This is a genomic window from Peribacillus sp. NPDC055009 (genome assembly GCF_053608705.1).
Genome location: NZ_JBSGVZ010000003.1, coordinates 347,592 through 368,331 on the forward strand (window position 1 = coordinate 347,592; position 20,740 = coordinate 368,331).

Here is a 20,740-nt window from a genome sequence, read left to right on the forward strand (position 1 = left end):
TTTCCCCAGTTGGTGTTATTACTAATCTATCAAAATAGAATATTCCTCTTAATCTATGAAGATCTTCCCGGGATTCATTATTCCTTTCGGATCCAATGCCTGTTTGATCGTTTTCATCACTTCGTAAGCTCCTCCATGCTCCCTTCGCTGATACTTCGATTTTCCAAGGCCCACTCCATGTTCACCCGTACATGTACCGCCTCTGGTTAATGCATATTCAACGATTTCTTCATTCAACCTTTTCGCTTCTTTAACTTCTTCAGGATTTTTCAGATCGATCATGAACAATACGTGATAATTCCCGTCACCTACATGACCTACAATCGCCCCCTCCACTTTGGATTGTTCGACTTTCTTCCTTGTATCCAGTATGGCATTCGATAATTCTTGAAGGGGCACACTAACGTCGGTCACCATCAGCTTCTTCCCCGGAGCGCTGTGAATGAATGCGTACGCGAGATTATGGCGCGCTTCCCATAAGGCATTCCGTGCTCTTGAATCGGTTTCAAACTGGATATCTCCACAGCTAAAATCACTTACGATTTCCTTGGCAAATTTGACGTCCTGTTCCAGTCCGGCAAAGTTCCCATGAAACTCGAGGAATAAAGTTGGTTTGACTTCATAGGATTTGTCCATGAATTGATTAACTTTTCTTATGGACTCGGCATCAACCAATTCAATTCGTGCAATCGGAATACCAGCAAGCATAATCCCATTAACCGCAGATACTGCCTGTTCGACGGTTGGAAATGATGCTCTCCCGGCCATTGTGACTTCAGGAATGCCATACACCTTTAATGTCAGTTCAGTAAATACACCCAGCGTACCTTCAGAGCCAACAAACAAGCCATTCAAATGGATGCCTGAAGATGATTTTGTCGCTAAGCTTCCGGAATGAATCACTTCACCGTTTGCTAAAACTATTTCCAAATCCCTTACTTGATCGCGCATTATCCCATATTTGACCGAGGTCGTCCCACTTGCATTCGTAGCTGCCATCCCTCCCAATGTAGCATCGGCACCAGGGTCGACGGAAAAGAACAAACCGTGTTTTTTTAATTCTTTATTGAGCTGCGTCCTAGTCACACCTGGTTGCACCTTCACAAGGAAGTCATTTTCCCTGACTTCCAATACTCGATTCATCAAGGACAGATCCAGGGAAATTCCCCCTTTGACTGGAACGACATGCCCCTCCAAACTTGATCCTAATCCAAAAGGAATGACCGGTATTTCATGCTCATTCGCATATCGCATGACTGAGCTTACTTCCGCAGTATCCCTTGGATATATGACCATATCCGGAAGGTGCGGAGTGTGATATGATTCATCATGGCTGTGCTGCTCCAATAATGTTTCATTCACCGTTACTTGTTCTTCCGTCAGAATCTTCCTTAATTCTTCTATATAACCATTCATTATGCATCCCCCTCTTTTTTCACAGAACATTCTGAAAATGGAAAACGGACAAGATTGCCCTCTAAAAGGCAATCCATCTTTCTTCATTTACTTAAACCTTTCGTTTTATCCGTGCATGCCTTCATTGCTTGCAGAATGCTGGATCTTAGCTGATTCTCTTCTAAAGACGCTACCGCAGCTATCGTTGAACCGCCCGGCGTGCAGACATCATCCTTTAAAGCAGCAGGATGTCTTTCCGTTTCCAGTACCATTTTAGCAGCTCCCATTACAGCTTGTGCTGCCATTCGGTATGCTTGTTTTCGTGGAATGCCGTCACGGACCCCTCCATCAGCCAGCGCCTCGATGAACATATATACATAAGCAGGCGACGAACCGCTGATGGCAGGTACTGCGTCCATCAAATCTTCATGCAGGATTTCCGTTTTACCGAAACTATTCAGCAGTGCAGTCACATCCTCTATATCAGCATCGGTAATTTGATCATTAATGCTCATGGCAGTCATGCCTTCACCGACAAGCGAAGGAGTGTTTGGCATCGTCCGGACAACCTTCACTTTTTTTCCGAAGCTGTTCTCAACTAGTGATACAGTGATGCCTGCTGCCATAGTAATGATCACAGCGTCTTCTTTAACATGATTCTTCACTTCTTCTAGCACTTGCTTATGCATGGCAGGTTGGATTCCTAGAAAGAGAAAATCAGCAAAACCGGCAACCTCTTTATTATCCAAAGTACCTTTAACCTTATATTTCGTGGTGATTTTAGTTTTGGTCTCCACACTCGCAGTACTGACCATGATCCCTTCAGGTGAAATGACCTCTGTAAGCAGCATGCCCTCAAGCATCGCCTCACCCATTTTGCCGCATCCAATAAATCCTATTTTTTTATTCATATCTTACACTTCCAATCATAAGTTTCATCTATATTCCTTCTTATTATATCGGATATGATAAATGGAAACACGTTGGAGACATTAATAAGGAAGGATTTGGTGGATTCTGGTCGAATTACTTTAGTTATATGGATGTATCTTTAAATCCACCTTTACGCAATATAGTCAGGCAATTGAATTTTTTTTCAAAAAAAAAAAAATTGTTGACTAAATGGTCATTAGGGATTTATAATTTTGACCTATTAGTCAAAAAGCGAATAAGGAATACAGTTATAGGAATGGAGAAATGCTATGCAAATGGAAAAAAAAGCGGTCAATACCAAGCTTGTCTTAACAGGATTGATCATTGGAATGTTTTTCAGTTCATTGGAACAGACGATCGTCGGTACGGCCATGCCGACAATTATCGGGGAATTGAATGGATTTACCATCTTTGCATGGGTAACGACTGCCTATTTAATAGCCTCAACGACTGTTGTACCCATTGTTGGAAAGCTATCTGATTTATATGGCAGACGTTCCCTTTATCTGCTTGGCACGATCATATTTACGATCGGTTCGTTTTTATGTGCCACAGCCACTTCGATGGAGCAATTGATCATCTACAGGGGCCTGCAGGGAATCGGCGGCGGGATGATCATGCCTTTATCCCAAACGATAATCGGTGATATATTCTCTGCGGAACAAAGAGCCAAATGGCAGGGTGTATTCGGAGCCCTTTTTGGTTTAAGTTCTGTCATCGGCCCTTTTCTGGGCGGCCTGATCGTTGACCATATCAGCTGGCATTGGATCTTTTTGATCAATGTACCGACGGGCTTACTATCTGCCATTTTGATTTATGTAGGATTGAAACATGAAGCGATAAGGAAAACAGAGAAAGTGAATATCGATTATCTAGGGATTTTCACCTTGATTCCTGGTATTGTCCTGTTACTGCTTGGCTTGACCTTCGGTGGTGATAAATTCGAATGGTTATCATTAGAATCTTTCTTGATTTTCGGCAGCACCATTGTCTTCATTGCCCTATTCATCTTTTTTGAAAGAAGAGCGGTCGAACCGATCCTTGATTTATCCCTTTTTAAAAATAGAGTTTTTTCCACAACGAATATTTTGGGATTCTTGCTTGGCCTTGGCATGTTCGGGGCAATCATGTTTGTCCCGCTGTTCATGCAAGGCGTATTGGGAGTTTCACCAACAAAAGCAGGGTCGACCATGACTCCGATGATGATCGGTATGATTCTTTCCAGCATCATTGGCGGGCGGTTACTTTTGAAATTCCGTTTTCGTACCGTGCTTACCTTTGGAATGGTCTTTGCGACGCTTGGCTTTTTCCTAATGAGCATGATGGACGGCAGTACGACTATATTCACTGCGTACTCATTCATGGCCATCCTTGGGATAGGCATGGGTCTTGTCATGCCGACATTGATGATTGCCGTTCAAAACGAATTTCCAAAATCGCAGCTCGGGTCGGTTACAGCGGCTTCGACATTCTTCAGATCAATAGGAGGAACGATGGGCATCACGATTTTGAATGCTGTCATGAATCACAATCTCCAGCAAAATATGGATGATGCGGTCGTAAGTCAAAAGGACCCTATATTGCATGAGGCACTGAAAGCATTAGCAGATAAAACGGATGCGTTATTCAACATCATGCTTTATCCTGAAAACCTTAAAATGCCCGCAGAAGTCAGCACTGTCCTTGTAAAAACGATTGAAAATGCTTGGATCGATGCATTCTCCAGTGTTTTCATCACCGGTATCTTTTTTGTTTCCGCGGGGATATTAGTGGCACTTTCCGTGGGTTCGGGCCGAATCAAAAAAGATCAAGAAACGGAGAAGGAATTAGGCTAAAAAAAGGTCGGCTGATATAATCAGCCGGTCTTTTTTTCCCTTCATGTTTCTTTTTCATCGATATGGGAATTTTACCTGTATGAGACTAAATGGAGTGATATCATGAAGATATACGATTCAATTTTACCTGCGGATTTTTATCAGCAGCCTACCCTTGAACTGGCAAAATCCCTTCTTGGCTGCCTGATTATAAAAGAAACAGCGGATGGAACCGCTTCTGGATTCATTGTTGAAACAGAGGCCTATATTGGACCTGGAGACAGGGCCGCACATAGCTTTGGAAATAGAAGGACAAAACGGACGGAAGTGATGTTCGGAAATTCAGGTTTGATCTATACATACGTCATGCACACACATACACTGGTCAATATCGTAAGCGGAGGGCCTGAAAATCCGGAAGCCATTTTAATCCGTGCGGTTGAACCCTATTCGGGGCTCGAGTTAATGCATGAAAGACGAGGAATTGCCGATATTCGTAAATGGACCGATGGACCAGGGAAGCTAACAAAGGCACTGGGCATCACCATGGATGATTATGGTCGATCTTTTACGGATCCCCCGCTATATCTAGCTGTCGGAAAACAGCCTGAACACATATCCAGCGGCCCCCGCGTCGGAATCGACAACTCCGGGGTAGCAAAAGATTACCCTTGGCGCTTCTGGGTTACCGACAATCAGTTTGTATCACGTAAAAACCTAATTAATAAAGCTGTACCGAAAAATAAACCATGATTTTATCCCCTCTATGTTGAATAGTGTAAATCCTTTGGATGTTACACAACTTTGAGGGGAGTTTACTTTATTCAATTTTCTTAATCCCCCTCCCTATTTAACTTCCAGCCTATACCCCAGTAATATTAAATTGACTTCCTTCCATTATTTTAAAGAAGATAATCAAGAAGAATGTGTTGATTGTCAGTGCGGACATGATCACTCCCAGGAAAACAAGAAATGGAAAAAGAACCTTACTTACTTCCTTTACGTCATTCCCATTTTAACCGGTCTCTTTTTGCCTGTTGCCACTATGGACTCGAATATCGTAGAAAAAAAAGGATTTCATTTCCCGGTATATGATGACTCAGATGATTATAGCCAGCATCAATTTCTGCAGCCGGATACGAGTCTTTATTATGGCAAGGATGACTATTTAACTTTAATGGATCACTCGCTCAAATACTTAGTTGAACGTGATAGTCTTCATTTAACCGATGAAAACTATCTAAACGACTTAGAGGCCATCTATTACTCTCCTGGAAAATTCACGGGCAAACAAATTACGTTAACCGGGTTTTCGTACAATTCAGATGAGCTAGCCAAAAACCAGGTATTCCTGTTTCGCTTTGGCGTCATTCACTGTGTCGCAGACTCTGGGGTATTCGGTATACTGATCGAATTTCCCGAAGGTATGCATCCAAAAAATGATGAGTGGTATTCCGTGACAGGAGAATTGGAATCCATTTATTATCAGCCATTCAAGAAAACCTTTCCCTGCTCAGAGTATCATCACATAGTAAAATCGCAGAACCTGACGATCCCTATGTTTATAGACAATATTAAAAAATTTATCATGGAAAGGTAAGGATATTATATTATTCTTACCTTTCTTTTTAATTACCTCAAAGCTTCCATTTATGAAATCTCTTTTAGCCTAGTTATCTCTTTATGCGATATTAAGGATCCTGCCCATCCACTTGAATCCACTCAATATGACAGATCTGCAAAATATCCTGATAAATGACGAAAAAGTTGAATTTTATTTAAATGGGTCATGTTTTTTATATGCCTTACCTTTATAATATAAATGCTACATATTTTTTTACCACATCAGGAGGAACTTTCCTAAATGAACAATTCGAAAAACTCTTTCATTCTTGCAGGAACCATTATAGGTACCCTTATCGCCGGCACTTCTGCCTATGCTGGTTCTTATCAAGTTAAATCAGGGGACACCCTTGATAAAATCTCTAAAGCTAATAATACAACTGTCCAACAATTAAAATCTCAAAACCATTTGACTAGTAACCTTATTTTTCCCGGCCAAATCTTGAAATTTAATACTCTTAACACTAAGAATATAGATAAAACCGAAAAACATGTAGTTAAACTGGGGGATACTTTATCTAAAATTGCTAAAAGATACAACCTTTCACTTAGTGCCCTGCTTAAATTAAACACTAATATTTCTAATTCGGATCGCATTTATATTGGCCAATCCATCCGTGTTTCCGGACAAGCTCCTGCATCCAGCTCTACGGCTAAAACAAATGCTACATATACAGTCAAATCCGGGGACACCCTGGACAAAATTGCAAGAGCCAACAATATGACTGTCCAACAATTAAAGTCTAAAAACCATTTGACTGGTAGCCTTATTTTTCCCGGTCAGGTCCTGAAGGTTAATACCCTTACCAGCACTCCGGATAATAATAAAAATACAACAGACGTTTATGTGGTTAAATTAGGGGATTCCTTATCAACCATCGCTAAAAGATATAACCTTTCCCTTAGTGCCTTACTTAAAATAAACCCTAATATTTCTAATTCAGATCGTATTCGTATAGGCCAAACCATCCGTGTTTCAGGGAAAGCCTCGGCTTCTTCAATTAATAAACCGTCCAAATCGACCAAAGCGGATCAAGTTCTGGCAGCTGGTGCTAAATACATGGGAGCCAAGTATGTTTACGGTGCGAGCACTTCGCGGACTGACATTTTTGATTGCTCTTCGTTCACATTAAGGGCATTCAAAAGTGCAGGTATTTCCTTGCCTAGAAATTCAGTGGCACAATCACACGTTGGTACAGCTGTATCTTCAAAAGCCCTTCAAAAAGGGGATTTAGTATTTTTTGATACCAATAATGATGGAGTAATCAACCATGTAGGAATTTATGCCGGTAATGGTCAAATGCTGAATGCTTCTACATCTAAAGGAGTATCCTACGCTAACATTAACAATTCTTACTGGGGACCTAGCTTTGTGAAGGCAGTCCGAGTTCTTAACTAAATGTGATGGCAGTAAACGATAAAGAGCAAAAAGCGTGTTTTGATAAAAAAGATCAAACACGCTTTTTTGTGTATGATAATGTCAAATAGCCGCCAACTGGTGTTATGGCTTATAACCCTTCTCATCCTCACTAGCGCATTAACCTTTGCATCGCATAATTAAATTGTTTATTGATACGGACTCCTTCCAAGCTGGATAATCCAAATGTGGTTTGTTATTTATAACTGGAAATGAAATGTTATTATTTTTTATTCGTTAAAGTATTAAGTCTTTTTTTATAATTGATTTTACGATTAAAAATACTCAACACACTTAAAAGTTATTGCAAGACATACAAAAACCTTCACTAGTAAACCCAAATTTATAAATAATTACAGCAATGATAAACACACCAGTTAAAAGCATTTTATAAGACCAATACTTACTAATTATCATCACCTCTTTTTTCATTTTAATAATCTGAATAGGTAGTTTTAGTTAAACCATTAAAATTCTTCACTTAATAATATACAAATTTAAGCTAACCTTTTTTATCCCCCTCTTTCCTCATACCTCGCGCATTAACCTTTGCATTTCCACAATCGCATAATTAAGTTGATTACTGATACGGACGCCTTCAAAGCTTGATAATTCCTTTCGTTGTGCTATTTCATCCTTCTTTTTTCTATGAAAGGTAATCGTTTGTTGTAATAACCAAGCCTTTCTTAATAACATTTTCCTCACCTGCCTGTTTTGTTAAATGCCTTTCCTGCATTTCAACTTGCTTTCTATGGACTTTTTCTTCTATAAGATCTATGAACGGCTGATTATTGTTGAGATTTTCTTTATTCGACTCTATTAACCGCGCTAATGATACACTTTTACGCATTTTTTGTGCCTCCTTCTCTACAGAAATTGCTAAAAAGAATGGTTTTCTCTACTTAGGAAAAATATTTTCCCTATTACTTAGTGACATTTTCATAATACTATTAGTTTAAAAATTCTTGGTTTCAATTTTGAAATGACAGGTACCATTACTGGTATTGTCACTCTGGAACTTGCCATTCTTGTCCTTGATCGGGCCGTGCAGTATCTAGATTACCAACAAAAAAAGGCCTTCATCACAGAAGACCTTTCAGACTGTATATTAATAAGAAGAGCAAGTTCTCCTACAGTTTCTACTAAAAAAACGTTCCAGCTTCATTTCAGAATCCGCTCCCTTTCCGCTGACTGTCTGCCAAGCTACATCTAAGCAAGCGCCTGTGGTGTCTCGACCAGTCATTTATTCGGCAGGAGTGTCGCATAATTCTTCTATCCAATAACGGTTACAGTAAAAACCATCAAGGCCGAAGCAAGGTATTCGAACAGCTGCACTGTCTTGGGCCGTTGACACAGTTTATCGACCTAAGCCTCACTGTATTCGGTCGTTCATGCACTGGATTCGACCTATCCCGGACAGCATTCGACCGTTGAGGCACTTTATTCGACCTACCCCGCACTTTATTCGACCGTTGAGGCACTTTATTCGACCGTTCACGAATTTTTTTCGACTTTCACCTCATTATTCGGACTCCGAAACCCATTTTGTCTCCACACTCGATGAAGAGCAAGTTCGCCTACAGTTTCTACTAAAAAAACGTTCCAGCTTCATTTCAGAAATCCGCTCCCTTTCCGCCGGCTGTCTGCCAAGCTACATCTAAGCAAACGCCTGTGGTGTCTCGGCCAGCAGTTATTCGGCAGGAGTGTCGCATAATTCTTCTATCTAGTGAGGTTCATAAACAAAACATAAAGTATATATTCTAGTGTTTTAATCAGGAGTGAGGGAATTTCGTACATGAATTACTTTAGTTTCTCTTGCTCTTCAAGGTACTGCCTTATTTTTTTCAAATAATCCGGTGCATCCATTTGATCTTTCACGACCAGCTCTATAAGGCAAAGTTTATCGGCGTTCATGTCCTGAGCATTTGTAATGGCATCATCCAGTTCACCATTAGTCTCGACTCTTGCTGTAAATGCCTCTTGACCAAACGCTTCAGCCAGTTTTGTATAATCCCACTCTGGTATTTCGTTGTATTTCTGTTTTTCTATATCGACTTTTACGTTTAAGAATTTTTCAATCGTATAGCCGTTATTGTTGAGGATGAACACGATGGGCTTGCAGCCGTTCTCCAGCATCGAGCTTATTTCCTGTACTGTCAGCTGAATCGAGCCGTCCCCGGTAAACAAAAGAACACGCCGGTTTCTATCCGCTATACAAGCTCCGAAAGCTGCGGGCGTCGCATAACCGATGCTTTGCCAGCCTCCCTGAGCAATATAAGTCGCCCCTTTCGGCAATCTGACCTGTGACATGCCATAAGAGAATGTTCCTGTTTCCGTGACCACAATGTCATTTTCCTTCAACATTTTCTGAATTCGAGGATAATAGGAAGCCGCTTTCAGTGGTGCTGACGGGTCTTCCACCATTGTGTCATACGGAAACGAGATGTTTCCGACAGATTCGTTCTGCCGGTAGCCAATGTCCTGGAGCGCACTTAGAATTTCCTCCGCCATGACATTCATATAACTGGCTTCCCCAACTTTTAAAGTGTCAGGTTGAATTTCCACCATTTTCAACGGGTTAAGCTTTGCTGTACCTTTGGAAGTATTGACGTCTGACCAAACAGCACCAACGGCTATGATGAAATCCGCTTCTTCAACAGTCTGAGTTACATCCTTACTTCCGAAAGCTCCACCGTATACACCAATATACTGGGGGTGGCTCTCATCAAACCCGCTTTTCCCCTGCATTAATGAAGCAACTGGAACATTTAATCTCTCAGCGAGCTGAAGTACAGGTTTCTGCAAGTTATAGCGAAGTGTTTTTACGTCGACAAGCAGAACCGCTTTATTTACATGTTCTAACATACCCTTTATATGCTTTACTGCTGACTGCAACGCATCGACATTCGGTTTGGCCGCATTCTCATAAGCCTCACTGTGGGAAATCAACGGTTTTTCAACGAGATCGATAGCCACTACCAAATAAACCGGCTTTTTCTTTTCTTTCGCAATTCGGATTGCAGCCGGTATCTCCCTAGCCGCGTTTTCCGGTGTAAGGATCGCCGTATAACCGGTGATATGCTCATAAACCTTACGGAAAACATCAAAATCTCCGTCCATTAACGTATGATGGGCAAGCTCCTTCTCCTGTTGCATCATGGACTTTGGCGAGCCGACAATATGTATGAGCGGCACATTTTCACTGTACGCACCAGCGATTGCATTACATGCGCTCATTTCACCGACACCAAAGGTGGTGATCAGTGCCGACATGCCCTTCACCCGGGCATAAGCGTCCGCTGCATATCCAGCATTGAGTTCATTTCGTCCATTAATAAACTCAATCCCATCGTAATCTTCCAAAGTATCTAGCAATGAGAAATTATAGTCTCCAGGCACACCAAAAATCTCTGTAATGCCTTCTGCTTTTAAGCAGTCGTATAAAAATTGTCCCAAGGTTCTGTTCAAAGTCAATCACTCCTTCAAATCGAATACTCTATACTTTATTTATACCCAAACATATGTAGGTTAACCGTAAGTAAAGCAGTTCGCTACTCTATTACTCTAGTTTTAGCTTTGATGTATGAAATGAGTGAGATTATCGCAGGCATGCTTTCATAAATGATTCAATTCCAAATCAAAATATCTGAAAATTCTTGATTCACCTCTGATTTTGATTTATATTTGAATCACTGGAAAGTGGATAAGGGGGAAAATGATGAGTGATAACAATGTTAAAAGAGTTTTGGAATGCATCATCAACACTTCCAATAACAATATTACCGTGACCGATGAAAAAGGATTCATTTTATTCACGAATCCTAACCATTGGTGGATATATGGAATCGAACCAGAACATTATCTTGGGAAATCCGTTTACCAGCTCGAAACGGAAGGAATCCTTTCACCGTCGATTTCCGCCATGGTATTGAAAGAGAAAACACCTGTCCAGATCATGCAGCAAACGAAGACGGGAAAAATCGTCATGTCGACTGCCTACCCCATCTTTGATGAGGATGGTGAATTGATTCGTGTCGTCAGCTATGCCCAAGATCAAACTGAAATAAGGAACCTCCAGGATCAGTACGGTCAATTGGAGAAAAAGATTCAAGAATACCAATCGGAGGTCGAGGAACTTAGGGAACAGGAGGAGCTGATCTATCGCAGTAAGGAAATGCGGCAAATCGCCAAAACGATACACCGTGTTTCCAAAACGGATGCGACAGTCATGCTTCTTGGGGAATCCGGTGTGGGAAAAAGCGTATTTGCCCGGCGGCTGCACAATCAGAGTTACCGCAGCAAAGAGCCATTCATCGAAGTCAACTGCAGTACCATCCCAGAAAGTCTCTTTGAATCCGAAATGTTTGGATATGAAGCGGGATCTTTCACCGGTGCGCAGAAGCAGGGGAAGCAGGGGCTGGTGGAACAAGCAGATAACGGAACCTTATTTCTGGATGAAATCGGGGAGCTTCCCCTGGATATGCAAGTGAAATTATTAAATGTCCTGCAAGAGAAGACCTTTAAAAGAGTGGGCGGGAAAAAAGAGTATAGGATAGATTTTCGGCTTGTGACTGCAACCAATCAAAACCTTGAAGAAATGGTGGAAAAGGGAACATTCAGGCTAGATTTGTATTACCGCTTAAATGTGATTCCGATCCAAATACCTCCATTACGCGAAAGAAAAGAAGACATTGCCATCTTAATCAATCATAATCTCGAAATTATCAACAATAAATACAAGACAGATAAGAAGTTGCACCCTTCCACTTATGAAATACTGATTCAGCATAAATGGTCAGGAAACGTTCGTGAATTGGAAAACCTGATTGAACGGCTCATTTTGACCTCGGAAGACTCCATCATTTTCCCAGGCTTTCTCCCCTCCCATTTCCATGGACAAGAATCTTTGGAGAAAATAGATGATACCCTAATGATCGACAATATGATGGTTGATGATAGTGATCTCAATACCGCCCTCGAACAAGTCGAAAAATGGATGATGATGAAAGCGAGTAAACAATGCAAGTCCACATATGAAATGGCTAAATTCTTAGGAATCAGCCAGCCTTCCGTCGTCAGGAAAATGAAGAAATATAAAGAACACCTGCCCATTAAGTAACAGCGGGATGAGTGTATATTTCAATGCAGTATCCACCTTTTTAACCTGTATAAATAGGAGACCAGCGTATCGAAGGTCTCCTGTTTCTTATTTATTTGACACGCCTGCAGATTCAAATGTTGCCATTTCTTTAATGACCAATGTCGCTGCCTTAAGGATGGGGTATGACAGGGCAGCCCCTGTTCCTTCCCCGATTCTCATTCCCAGGTCGAGGATCGGCTCCTTGCCAAGCAGTTCAATGGCCGTTCTATGACCAGGTTCTGCAGATCGATGTCCAACAAACATATAATCGACTGCACGTCCGGAAATCAGGTTTGCCAATACAGCAGCCGTGGTTGTAATGAAACCATCAACAAGAATCGGTATACGGTTATTCGCTGCAGCAAGCATGGCCCCTGCCATACCTGCAATTTCGAATCCACCGATATTCATCAAAATGTTGATTGGATCATCAGGATTGGGATTTCTTAATGAAATCGCTTCCTCAATTATTCTTCGCTTATGTAAAATGCCTTCTGAATTCAATCCTGTTCCCTGCCCCACTAGTGATTCGACGCTTTTCCCGCTTACGATGGAGATGATGGCGGTACTGGATGTCGTATTTCCGATTCCCATTTCACCAAGAATCAGGCAGTTCACACCATGGGCAATCATTTTCTCTGCACGCTCATATCCAATTTCAAGCGCTTGAATTACTTCTTCCTTTGTCATCGCCTCTTCCTTATAAAAGTTTCTAGTTCCATTGCGGACTTTTCTCGAAGTTAACCCTGGTGCCTCGATATCTGCATCGATCCCTATATCGACAATATCCAAGTAAGCGTCTATCGCCCGGCTTAATACATTGATTGCGGCACCGTCATTCAGGAAGTTGAGAGCCATTTGTTCCGTCACTTCTTTTGGATAAGCCGAAACCCCTTCTTCCGTAATTCCATGGTCGGCCGCAAACACGATAACCCCCGGTTTCGAAATGTCCGGAAATGCCTCTCCTGTCATCTTGGCCAGTTCGATTATCCATTCTTCAAGCCGGCCTAAGCTTCCCTTAGGAACCGTCAGCGAATCGACATGTCCTTTAACCTGCCGTCCCATTTCTTCATCCAGCATCGGGATGGAGATGGCAGCTAACCCATTCGTCATATTAATACCCCCACAATCCAAAATGAAAAACCTTAACCACAGGAAAAGGTTCTTATCCATCATCTGCTATAAATACAACTTAGTCCACATAATTATCCTCTAAGCTTTCACTTGTACTTACTGTGTTCAATTCACTTCGGCACTCCCATTTCATTAAGTGGGTAGATACGAAATTTCACTTTGCCCACAAGTGATTCTTCAGAAATAAAACCAAATCTTCTTCCATCCCAACTGTTCCTCCGATTATCCCCCATGACAAATAAATGACCCGCAGGTACCTTGGATTTCCCAAGTAAATCACTCAGGCTGAAATTCTCCGTCAGATTCTCTTCAGGAGGAATTTCCCCTTTTTTTGTTTTCAAATATGGTTCCTTATACTTTTTCCCATTAATATATAAGACATCATCTTTCATTTCGACACTGTCACCTGGTAAACCGATCACCCTTTTTATATAATTCTCTTCAGCGTCCGGAGCATAAAATACAACCATATCGAAGCGCTCCGGCTTTCCGATTTTAGCTACCACGATCCGGTCATCATTCTCATAAGTCGGCTCCATTGATTCACCTTTTACTGTGACTGGCGTAAATAAAAACTGTTGGCAAATGAACACGATCATTAAAGCGAATAAAATGGCTTTCAACCACGAAAACACTTCACTTTTCATATTCTTCATAAGGACTCCCTCCCATCCATTGTGAACGGCTAAACCAATTATTGGCTTTCAGCGCAATTCTTTAGCTCTGTTTATCCCCTTAAATATCCTTTTGCGGTCGGGGACTTTCGAGGTGACTTTCCAAAGAAATATATGGAAAAATTGTAACATATCCATTTATCGCTTGCGAGATTAAATCATTTTCAATGCCAATCTCAAACCATGAAAAAAAGGATAGCAAATTTCAGCTATCCTCTTACTACGTTTTTTCCTCAGTATTTATTCCAAGTCAATATAGTATCGAGTGGCAAACGAACTTTTTCAAACCCTGCTTTAGTTCCTTTTCCAATGGAAATTAACATGACAGGCTTGAAGTTTTCCGGTACATTGAATGCATCGACAAATTTGGCTTCATCAAAGCCTCCCATTGGTACTGTATCGTATCCTTTTGCTTTTGCAGCCAACATGATCTGCATGGAAACCAAGCCACCGTCAATCATGGCTACACTTAAAGCCTTTTCAGCAGAAAAGTTTCCGTAATTATGCAGAATAGAGGCTACATATGGCTCTTTGATTTCATTCTTCATGATCCCTTTATTGACTAATTCACCATAAATCCGCTCTGCATTTTTGTAACCTTCAATATCAGCTAAAACGGCAATGACAGCAGATGCGTCGACGATTTGTTGTTGGTTATTTGCGATGGGAAGCAATTCTTGCTGGGTTTGCTTATCTTGAATCACAAGGAATCTCCATGGCTGCAAGTTGGAAGAAGATGGTGCTTGAATCGCAATTTCCAGAATTTCACGAATTTCTTCTTCAGTCATCACGTATTCAGGATCGTACTGGCGAACAGATCTCCGTTCATTTGCTACCGTAATGAAATCCGTATCATTAAGGACTTTGGGCTTTTCAACCGGTATATTCAATTCTTTCGATTTATTTAGGTACTCTTCTTTACTCATTATATTTTTTGTCATTTATAATGACCTCCATTTAACTGTATTTAATACAGGAACAGTATATAATGCATACTGTTCTTTTGTCAAATACAGTTTAAGAAAAACGAAACCTTGTCAGTTTCGTTTTTTACATTAAGATTTTGATAGTAAGTCAGCAATCGTCTTTTGTTCCAAGCCGTGTATAATCCAGCTCTCCATCTCGTTTTTCAAACCGCATAACGCTTCTCTAGAAGATGGATGAAAGCATTTTTTATCATTCACATCAAGAAAACCTTTTGAGAAAGGTTCCGATTTAATTGCAGAGTATATGTCTGCAAGAATGATTTGTTCGGGATTTTTGGCAAGTGAATATCCCCCATCCCTGCCCTCCTTCGCTTGAATCAGCCCGGCCTTCACTAAATTACTTAATATTTTTCTAAGAAAACCTGACTCCGAATCAAGCTTAACGGCCAATTTATTACTATTACATAATCCATCATGATCAGCAAGAACAAGCAGGGCTTGTACGGCAAGACTAAACCACATAATACTGGAAACCTTTTCTGACATTTCTTTCACCTCTCTCCTCTACTTTAAACTATTTTTCAATGAATATACAACGATGCATCGAACAATCCTGCCTAAAACCTCTTCTTTTTAATGAACCCTCCCTCGTCGGGGAAAGCTTGAAGCCCTTTTGGAACGATGCGAGTTCCAGGGCAGTGATAGTAATCTTTTTTAAAAATCCAAAAAATAAATAGACAAATTGCTTGTCTTACAAATTATATTTTTAGGAATATGGTAAACTTACTTAATAGAATTTACTTTACTCAGGAAGTGGATGAATCATGCTGAAAACAATAAATGAACAAATGGATAAAATTATGCCCCTTATCACGCCGATAAGCGTGGTTATTGGGGTATTATTGGCCGAACATCTAATGGATTACACCTTTCTTGTCCCATGGATATTTGCCTTCATTACCTTTTCCGGAAGTTTAGGCTCCAACTTTGAATCTCTTAAACAGGCAGTCACCCACCCTTTACCTGTTTTCATCGTATTGATCATCCTTCATATGCTTATGCCTGTTTGGGCTTTTGGACTCGGCCATTTAGTGTTCCATGGTGATGCTTTCACGATAACCGGCCTAGTCCTGGCTGTAGTGATTCCAACCGGTGTCACCAGTATGATCTGGGTATCCATTTATAATGGGAATGCCGTACTTGCCCTAACGATCATCTTGATCGACACCCTACTCTCGCCATTCATCGTTCCATACAGTGTATCCCTTTTTGGAGGCGGTTCGATCGAAATGGATTTAGGTTCGATGGTGAAAGGATTAATCGGTATGGTCGTTCTTCCCTCCATGCTTGCCATGTTCTTGAATCAAGCTACAAAAGGGAAGATACAATATACACTATCCCCCCGCTTAGCTCCATTTTCCAAGATAAGCGTTGGAATCGTAGTCATATTGAACAGTTCAAAAATCGCGCCTTACTTAACCCATTTCGATAAGAAATTAATGATCATGGCCTTCTTGGTTTTGTTCATAGCTGCTTCTGGGTATGCCATTTCTTGGATGGTCGGGGCATATTTAAGATGGGATAAGGCGGATATCATCACTTTGACATTTACAGGTGGCATGCGAAACATCAGTGCGGGAGCCGTTCTTGCAACCGCCTATTTCCCTGCTGCCGTCGCGGTACCCGTTGTACTTGGGATGCTGTTTCAACAAATGCTTGCCTCCTTTTTTGGCTATGTCATGGAAAGGCATTTCCATCGTGATGTGAATGAAGGGTGAGCCGTCGAAACAACATGATTGGAAGATAGTGTATAATCATTACATAAATCTTCATACGGTGGTGAAATTCATGATCCATGCTGTCAAAGATTTTTTATCCAGCTGCTTGCTGATTACCAGTTGGTTAATATTTGCGGTCAGCAGCATTTTTTTCGTCTTTTCGTTTTTTACCGTTTTTGCCATACCTATTTTCTTATTAATATTTTTTATCGGCTTCCTTTGTTTCCATATTTCCAAGAAACTGGACTCACGACGGGTTTCTAAGTGTTGAGATCTATTTATTCTACAATACTGGCGGTAAATTTTTTTGAATGCCATTTGACACGAATTATCCCCTACAAATTTATTCCGACGTGCAACCAGATTAATTGACCTACAACCAATTTTCGTCGCTTAACTTAATCCATAAAAAAGGAGCTGCAAATGGCAGCTCCTTTTTTTGTTCTCACATCTGCATTATCGTGATAAGGTACCTTGCAGACGATTTGTTTCGGCGATTACTTTTTCTTCATCGATCGTTAAGCAGCGGCCATCTTTCACGACGTTTTTGCCATCAATGTATACATCACATACATCATTTCCGCGTGCTGCATAAAGCAGGTGCGAATAGGCTTCACTCAATGGCTGAAGATGTTCTTTGTCATATGGGTAAATGGTGATGAAATCTGCTTTTTTACCAGCTTCCAGTGATCCTGTATGACCCATTCCTACTGCTTCGGCACCCATTCTTGTGGCCATGGCGAGTGCCGTTTGGGCAGGGAATTTAGTAGCATCCTTATACATTCCTTTTTGCAGTAATGCAGCTGTCCTCATTTCTTCGAACATATCAAAGTTGTTATTGGAGGCAACGCCATCTGTTGCCACCCCCACTTTAATGCCTGCATCAAGAAGGCTGACGACATCTGCTATTCCAGATCCGAGCTTTAGGTTACTGATTGGATTATGGGCAACGCGAACATCATGCTGTTTTAGGATTGCCCGCTCTTCATCATTGAGAACCACTCCATGTGCCATCACGGTAGGCTGATCGAACAGCCCTAGACGGCGAAGGTGCTCGACAGGACGGGATCCGTAACGTTTTTCGATGTCGAGGATTTCAAAGTCCGTTTCCGATACGTGAATGTGCACCATCAAATCATTATCTTTTGCAATCCGTGCACTTTCCATAATCGCTTCAGGTGTGCAGGCATATGGGCTATGTGGTGCGACCATTGTAGTCAGGCGGCCATCGGCAAACGTTTTATAGTTTTTTGAAAACTGCTCAGCTCCCATGAGGTTCGCCTTTTGATCTTTTTCCGTACCCAAGCTGAAGATCGTGTAGGAAAAGGCTCCCCGCATTCCTGTTTCGCCTATCGTCTCCATGACAGCACCCGCATCTATTCCATTAGGATTAAACATATCCGAAAATGTCGTGGTTCCTGATTTCATCATTTCCATGATGCCAAGCTGTGAACTTACAGAGGCGATTTCCGTTGTAAACTGGCTTTCGATCGGCCATATTTTCGTTTCAAGCCATGGCTTCAGCAGCATATCGTCCCCGATACCGCGTAAAAGGGTCATTACAATATGCGAATGGGCATTCACAAGGCCTGGCATAATCCATTTCCCGCCAAGGTTGACCACTTGATCTGCATCTGCCAATTGTTGTTCATCATGCTGGCCAATGTAGGATATGGTATGATCTTGTACAATCATCATGCCGTTTTCAAAGATTTGATTTTCCTTGTCCATAGTAAAAAATGTAGCATTCACATATATTGTTTTCATAAGTATTTCCTCCAAAGTCTTCACATGTATTAACATGTTCTATTCCGCATTCTAAACTAGCACCTTACATGTAATCAAGTAATTCCATATTATCAAGGGACATTTCCATTTACCTTAGGAACCTATTGGAAGTGCTCCAAGATGAATGCTTCTTCAATTACCACCACATAGTGGATGCCTATTGCAAAATCAATTGCTTAAAAATATCTTCCCTCTATTGCCTGTGACAATCATGGCTTCTTTCACATCTTGAAGACCATAGTAGGAATCCGGCATCATGAATTTCACCCTTTTATCAGCGATGAACCCCATCAAAAGATTAAACGTTTCATGCCAGGTTTGAACGGAAGCCTGCTGATTCCAATGCCGAAGATGAAACATTTTAACATTCACTTTTGTCCTTTCGGAAATTTTTGCCCAATTCACAGGCTGTCCCGATAAAAGGCCAATCGTTAATAAGGTGCCATTTGGCCGAACGCAAAAAGCGAGTTCTGAGCCATCGATGCCGCCCACTGAATCTATGGCCGCTTTCGCTCCGCGCCCATCCGTCATTTCCATCACTGTATCATGCAATGATGATCGTGACGTATCGATCACATATGAAGCACCAAGTTTAAGCAGTTCTTCCGTATACTTATTGTTTCTCGTTACAGCAATCAGCTTAAATCCAAGAATTCTGGATAACTGGGCAAAGATGCGGCCAATGGAAGATCCGCAGGCATTTACTAGTAAAACATCATCCGGTTTCAATGTTAATACTTCTGTACAGATTAGCCATGCGGTTATCGGGTTTATATATAATTGCGCTGCTATATGGTCCTCAAGTGAATCTGGAATGACGATGGCCAGCTCCGCAGATGTTTTAACATAATCCTGCCAGGTCCCTTCACCGCGCAAAGGCAGAACACGCTTGCCTATCAGTTCTTTCGAAACCGAAGCACCCACCTCTTCGACAATGCCGACCCCTTCATAACCAGGTATGGAAGGCAAGGGAATTCGGTGAGAATATGCACCGCGAATGGGCAGCAAGTCAGACGGGTTAACGGGACGTGTGGTCATCCGAACGAGGACTTCCCCGTTTAAAGGTTTTTGAATAAGTTTATTTTCAACTTTTAAAACCTTTTCCGGATTCCCAAACTCATAGAATTTAACACATTTGGCTTCCAAGATACTAAGTCTCCTTTAATATATATGTCTATCTATTCTATCATTTATACTCTTGATCTAAAATATCTTAACTATCCCTCTCAACATCGTAAATAAGCAAAAAAGCCAACAATGAATATGTTGACTTCTGTAATTCGTTATTCCATCCGGCACGATCGTCGTTAGTTTTTCTAATACTCTTTAGATAAACCAATTGGAATGCATAGGGGCGTTTGATCTACTGGATTTTCAATAATACAGCATTCCAGTCTGAAGACGTCCTTGATCATCTCTTTTGTGAATACTGTTTCAGGAGGTCCCTCTTTATAGATTTTTCCCTTCTTAATGCTAATCAGGTGATCGGCATACTGTGCCGCTTGATTCAAATCATGCAGAACCATGACTATCGTACGTCCATAAGTTACGTTTAAATAGCGCAGTAATTCCAATATTTCAATTTGGTGCGCTAAGTCGAGATAGGTTGTCGGTTCATCTAACAGTAAAAGGTCGGTTTCTTGTACTAAAGCCATCGAAATCCATGCCCTTTGCCTTTGTCCTCCAGATAATGCATCCAATGTCCGATCAGCAAACTCCGTCATTTTTGTTGCTGATAATGCACGGTCGACAATCCTATGATCTTCCTGGGTTTGTCTAGAAAATAAGCCCTTGTGCGGATGCCTGCCATAATAGCATAGTTCTTTAACGGTTATATCTTCCGGAGCTTCCGGAGCTTGGGGTAAGATGGCCAATTTCTTCGCTACTTCCTTGGAAGACTGCTGATGAATTGCTTTTCCATCTAAATAGATCGTGCCTTGCTGAGGCATCAATAATCTAGCTAGAGACCTCAGAATGGTTGATTTGCCACAGCCATTGGAGCCAATGATTATACTGATCTTGCCTTCGGGAATTTCTAAATCAATATTTTCAATAATTTGAGTTGATCCATAAGAGAGAGAAAGATGCTCTGCTGATAATGTTGTCATGATATTCAGC

Annotated in this window: 18 protein-coding genes; 6 read left to right on the forward strand and 12 right to left on the reverse strand. The window is 41.3% G+C overall.

The annotated features are described in order from the left end of the window. Positions 1-48: 48 nt before the first annotated feature. Both ACWF5P_RS07900 and proC read right to left on the reverse strand, forming a co-directional pair. Positions 49-1,416: an FAD-binding oxidoreductase gene (locus ACWF5P_RS07900; protein ID WP_452444762.1), complete on the reverse strand. Its 1,368-nt coding sequence runs from the start codon at positions 1,414-1,416 to the stop codon at positions 49-51. An 83-nt stretch (positions 1,417-1,499) separates the two neighbouring features. Next, positions 1,500-2,306 carry a pyrroline-5-carboxylate reductase gene (proC, locus tag ACWF5P_RS07905; protein WP_452444763.1) on the reverse strand — a complete coding sequence of 269 codons (807 nt, stop codon included), beginning with the start codon at positions 2,304-2,306 and terminating at the stop codon, positions 1,500-1,502. A gap of 291 nt (positions 2,307-2,597) precedes the next feature. On the opposite strand from proC, the gene ACWF5P_RS07910 reads away from it, so the two are divergent. The 4 genes from ACWF5P_RS07910 (at position 2,598) to ACWF5P_RS07925 (ending at position 7,164) form a co-directional block, all read left to right on the forward strand. After that, positions 2,598-4,163: an MDR family MFS transporter gene (locus ACWF5P_RS07910; RefSeq protein ID WP_101224331.1), complete on the forward strand. Its 1,566-nt coding sequence runs from the start codon at positions 2,598-2,600 to the stop codon at positions 4,161-4,163. Positions 4,164-4,265: 102 nt separating this feature from the next. Then, positions 4,266-4,895, forward strand: a complete 630-nt coding sequence (locus ACWF5P_RS07915) for a DNA-3-methyladenine glycosylase (protein WP_434168708.1) — start codon at positions 4,266-4,268, stop codon at positions 4,893-4,895. A gap of 130 nt (positions 4,896-5,025) precedes the next feature. Further along, complete coding sequence (locus ACWF5P_RS07920) at positions 5,026-5,742, forward strand: TIGR03943 family putative permease subunit (protein WP_434168707.1); 717 nt, start codon at positions 5,026-5,028, stop codon at positions 5,740-5,742. A 264-nt stretch (positions 5,743-6,006) separates the two neighbouring features. Beyond that, positions 6,007-7,164 carry a LysM peptidoglycan-binding domain-containing protein gene (locus ACWF5P_RS07925; protein ID WP_434168706.1) on the forward strand — a complete coding sequence of 386 codons (1,158 nt, stop codon included), beginning with the start codon at positions 6,007-6,009 and terminating at the stop codon, positions 7,162-7,164. 664 nt (positions 7,165-7,828) lie between these two features. Here ACWF5P_RS07925 and ACWF5P_RS07930 read toward each other — a convergent pair. Together ACWF5P_RS07930 and ACWF5P_RS07935 are read right to left on the reverse strand one after the other, a co-directional pair. Beyond that, the gene (locus ACWF5P_RS07930; protein ID WP_434168705.1) at positions 7,829-8,032 is read right to left on the reverse strand and encodes a hypothetical protein; all 204 of its coding nucleotides are present in this window, start codon (positions 8,030-8,032) and stop codon (positions 7,829-7,831) included. A gap of 950 nt (positions 8,033-8,982) precedes the next feature. Beyond that, complete coding sequence (locus ACWF5P_RS07935) at positions 8,983-10,656, reverse strand: thiamine pyrophosphate-binding protein (protein ID WP_434168704.1); 1,674 nt, start codon at positions 10,654-10,656, stop codon at positions 8,983-8,985. 244 nt (positions 10,657-10,900) lie between these two features. Here ACWF5P_RS07935 and ACWF5P_RS07940 point away from each other — a divergent pair, with 244 nt between their 5' ends. Further along, positions 10,901-12,301, forward strand: coding sequence for a sigma 54-interacting transcriptional regulator (locus tag ACWF5P_RS07940; protein ID WP_434168703.1), 1,401 nt, complete (start codon positions 10,901-10,903; stop codon positions 12,299-12,301). 87 nt (positions 12,302-12,388) lie between these two features. Here the strand turns inward: ACWF5P_RS07940 and cobT are convergent, their stop codons facing one another. From cobT to ACWF5P_RS07960, 4 genes are all read right to left on the reverse strand, one after another. Beyond that, the gene (gene cobT / locus ACWF5P_RS07945) at positions 12,389-13,435 is read right to left on the reverse strand and encodes a nicotinate-nucleotide--dimethylbenzimidazole phosphoribosyltransferase (protein ID WP_402940870.1); all 1,047 of its coding nucleotides are present in this window, start codon (positions 13,433-13,435) and stop codon (positions 12,389-12,391) included. A 131-nt stretch (positions 13,436-13,566) separates the two neighbouring features. Then, positions 13,567-14,112: a signal peptidase I gene (lepB, locus tag ACWF5P_RS07950; RefSeq protein ID WP_434168702.1), complete on the reverse strand. Its 546-nt coding sequence runs from the start codon at positions 14,110-14,112 to the stop codon at positions 13,567-13,569. A 251-nt stretch (positions 14,113-14,363) separates the two neighbouring features. Beyond that, positions 14,364-15,071 carry a nitroreductase family protein gene (locus ACWF5P_RS07955; protein ID WP_434168701.1) on the reverse strand — a complete coding sequence of 236 codons (708 nt, stop codon included), beginning with the start codon at positions 15,069-15,071 and terminating at the stop codon, positions 14,364-14,366. Positions 15,072-15,185: 114 nt separating this feature from the next. Next, a complete protein-coding gene (locus ACWF5P_RS07960; RefSeq protein ID WP_434168700.1) occupies positions 15,186-15,602 on the reverse strand; it encodes an Rrf2 family transcriptional regulator in 417 nt (138 codons plus the stop codon). Between the two features lie 278 nt (positions 15,603-15,880). On the opposite strand from ACWF5P_RS07960, the gene ACWF5P_RS07965 reads away from it, so the two are divergent. Then, entirely contained in the window at positions 15,881-16,834 is a 954-nt protein-coding gene (locus ACWF5P_RS07965) for a bile acid:sodium symporter family protein (RefSeq protein WP_101224343.1), read from the forward strand. Between the two features lie 51 nt (positions 16,835-16,885). Here the strand turns inward: ACWF5P_RS07965 and ACWF5P_RS07970 are convergent, their stop codons facing one another. The 4 genes from ACWF5P_RS07970 to ACWF5P_RS07985 form a co-directional block, all read right to left on the reverse strand. Next, entirely contained in the window at positions 16,886-17,152 is a 267-nt protein-coding gene (locus ACWF5P_RS07970; RefSeq protein WP_230177182.1) for a hypothetical protein, read from the reverse strand. 138 nt (positions 17,153-17,290) lie between these two features. Beyond that, entirely contained in the window at positions 17,291-18,601 is a 1,311-nt protein-coding gene (locus tag ACWF5P_RS07975; RefSeq protein ID WP_434168699.1) for an amidohydrolase family protein, read from the reverse strand. A 189-nt stretch (positions 18,602-18,790) separates the two neighbouring features. Beyond that, a complete protein-coding gene (locus tag ACWF5P_RS07980; RefSeq protein ID WP_434168698.1) occupies positions 18,791-19,768 on the reverse strand; it encodes a zinc-dependent alcohol dehydrogenase family protein in 978 nt (325 codons plus the stop codon). A gap of 170 nt (positions 19,769-19,938) precedes the next feature. Further along, positions 19,939-20,730 carry an ATP-binding cassette domain-containing protein gene (locus tag ACWF5P_RS07985; RefSeq protein WP_434168697.1) on the reverse strand — a complete coding sequence of 264 codons (792 nt, stop codon included), beginning with the start codon at positions 20,728-20,730 and terminating at the stop codon, positions 19,939-19,941. Between the last annotated feature and the right edge of the window lie 10 nt (positions 20,731-20,740).

Coding starts and splice junctions, on each gene's coding strand:
- ACWF5P_RS07975 (WP_434168699.1), bottom strand. CDS start 18,601: ATGAAAACAATATATGTGAATGCTACATTTTTTACTATGGACAAGGAA.
- ACWF5P_RS07955 (WP_434168701.1), bottom strand. CDS start 15,071: ATGACAAAAAATATAATGAGTAAAGAAGAGTACCTAAATAAATCGAAA.
- cobT (WP_402940870.1), bottom strand. CDS start 13,435: ATGACGAATGGGTTAGCTGCCATCTCCATCCCGATGCTGGATGAAGAA.
- ACWF5P_RS07900 (WP_452444762.1), bottom strand. CDS start 1,416: ATGAATGGTTATATAGAAGAATTAAGGAAGATTCTGACGGAAGAACAA.
- ACWF5P_RS07970 (WP_230177182.1), bottom strand. CDS start 17,152: ATGGCATTCAAAAAAATTTACCGCCAGTATTGTAGAATAAATAGATCT.
- ACWF5P_RS07915 (WP_434168708.1), top strand. CDS start 4,266: ATGAAGATATACGATTCAATTTTACCTGCGGATTTTTATCAGCAGCCT.
- ACWF5P_RS07940 (WP_434168703.1), top strand. CDS start 10,901: ATGAGTGATAACAATGTTAAAAGAGTTTTGGAATGCATCATCAACACT.
- ACWF5P_RS07960 (WP_434168700.1), bottom strand. CDS start 15,602: ATGTCAGAAAAGGTTTCCAGTATTATGTGGTTTAGTCTTGCCGTACAA.
- ACWF5P_RS07925 (WP_434168706.1), top strand. CDS start 6,007: ATGAACAATTCGAAAAACTCTTTCATTCTTGCAGGAACCATTATAGGT.
- ACWF5P_RS07985 (WP_434168697.1), bottom strand. CDS start 20,730: ATGACAACATTATCAGCAGAGCATCTTTCTCTCTCTTATGGATCAACT.
- ACWF5P_RS07930 (WP_434168705.1), bottom strand. CDS start 8,032: ATGCGTAAAAGTGTATCATTAGCGCGGTTAATAGAGTCGAATAAAGAA.
- ACWF5P_RS07910 (WP_101224331.1), top strand. CDS start 2,598: ATGCAAATGGAAAAAAAAGCGGTCAATACCAAGCTTGTCTTAACAGGA.
- lepB (WP_434168702.1), bottom strand. CDS start 14,112: ATGAAGAATATGAAAAGTGAAGTGTTTTCGTGGTTGAAAGCCATTTTA.
- proC (WP_452444763.1), bottom strand. CDS start 2,306: ATGAATAAAAAAATAGGATTTATTGGATGCGGCAAAATGGGTGAGGCG.
- ACWF5P_RS07965 (WP_101224343.1), top strand. CDS start 15,881: ATGCTGAAAACAATAAATGAACAAATGGATAAAATTATGCCCCTTATC.